The sequence below is a fragment of the Aequorivita echinoideorum genome (genome assembly GCF_018476645.1).
Lineage (GTDB): Bacteria > Bacteroidota > Bacteroidia > Flavobacteriales > Flavobacteriaceae > Aequorivita > Aequorivita echinoideorum.
This window is the reverse complement of sequence record NZ_JAHCTB010000021.1, coordinates 1-1,360: the sequence shown is the minus strand read 5'-3', so window position 1 is coordinate 1,360 and position 1,360 is coordinate 1. Positions and strand designations below refer to the sequence as shown.

2 protein-coding genes are annotated in these 1,360 nt (G+C 33.8%); both read right to left on the bottom strand.

Going from position 1 to position 1,360, the window contains the following annotated elements; translation table 11 throughout:
• Positions 1–51: 51 nt before the first annotated feature.
• Positions 52–918, bottom strand: coding sequence for an IS3 family transposase (locus tag KIV10_RS13820; protein WP_214114729.1), 867 nt, complete (start codon positions 916–918; stop codon positions 52–54).
• Positions 915–1,304, bottom strand: a complete 390-nt coding sequence (locus KIV10_RS13815; protein WP_214114727.1) for a helix-turn-helix domain-containing protein — start codon at positions 1,302–1,304, stop codon at positions 915–917. The genes KIV10_RS13820 and KIV10_RS13815 overlap by 4 nt, the downstream gene beginning before the upstream one ends.
• Positions 1,305–1,360 lie beyond the last annotated feature (56 nt).

Here is a 1,360-nt window from a genome sequence, read left to right as displayed (position 1 = left end):
TTTGTATTATACTGAAATAGGTTGACCTTTTTTGGTTTCATTTTTCGTTTATTAAAAGGTCAAAAAATCTAAATTTTGTTTGTTTTTTTTGTAGGAATGGTATGCTACATTTTGTTTTATATGAACAAAAGAAGGGGTCTTTAAATTCAAACTCAAATGAGTTCTTTTATTGTTGTAGATAGCGACAGCTCTTTTGATCATCTTGTTAGCTAAGGTACTGTTTTTTATAGTTTGTTTAAGTCCATATTCATATTTTAATGTTCTGTTGATTCTTTCTGCCACGGGGTTTTCATAAGGATCGTACTGTTGTGTCATCGATAGTGTTATGTTGTTTTGTTCAGCAAATTCGGTATATGCTGGGTTACAGTATTGAATTCCACGATCGGAATGATGGATGAGTTTTTCATTGGGATATTTACGGTTTTTAATGGCCATAGCCAGTGCCTCTATGCAAAGCGATGTTTTCATGTGCGGGGCAAACTTATAGCCCATAATCTTCTTAGAATAGGCATCGGTGACCAGTGCCAAGTAACAGTGTTTGTTTTGTGTTTTGATATAAGTAATATCACTTACCCAAAGTTGTTCAGCTCGAGTAGGAACTTTGTCCTTTACCAGGTTTTCATATTTATAAAAATGATGTTTGGAATTAGTTGTTATATAATACCTTTTCGTCTTTGGAACTAAGAGATTATAAGCTCTTAAGAGTTTATAGAATCTGTCTCTTCCCATTTTTATCCCAAGGGATTCCATTTTAGGTTTAAGGTTGTCGTGCAGCTTCATGCCACCGGTTCTCTGACCTACTTCATTTCTATAATCCTTGATCATTTGAACTACAATCTGTTCGTTGTTTACGTTAACTTTATGAGACTTCAGACGCTTGTAAAAAGCTTGTTTGCTAATCCCAAAACATTGGATCAACCATTTTCTTTTAAACGGTCTTGTTTCTTTTTTTCGATCTCGTCTGCTAATGTTTTGGGCAATGACTTTTTTGACATATCCACTCCTGTAATGAGTTCCATATCAGCAATGATGTCTTGCTGGAAGTCTTTTACGAATTCCAGTTCTTCAATGCGTTCTTTAAGTTTTTTTATTTCATCTTTCTTGCTCATACCACGTTTCTTTTGTTCCAAGGTACTGTATTTTTTTAACCAGTAGTCAATAGAGGATCTGGAAACCTGATATTTTTCTGAAGCATGATTGACGGATATTTGTCCGTTTTGGATTTGATCAATAATCAAAAGTTTTAAATCGAAACCTACTTTTTTGTAGGAAGTTTTTCGGCAGTGCTGTTTTTTGTCTTTCATTAAGTCTAGTACTAAAAGGTTTAATTTTTAGTCAACCTATTTCAGGAAAGTACATT

Coding starts and splice junctions, on each gene's coding strand:
- KIV10_RS13815 (WP_214114727.1), bottom strand. CDS start 1,304: ATGAAAGACAAAAAACAGCACTGCCGAAAAACTTCCTACAAAAAAGTA.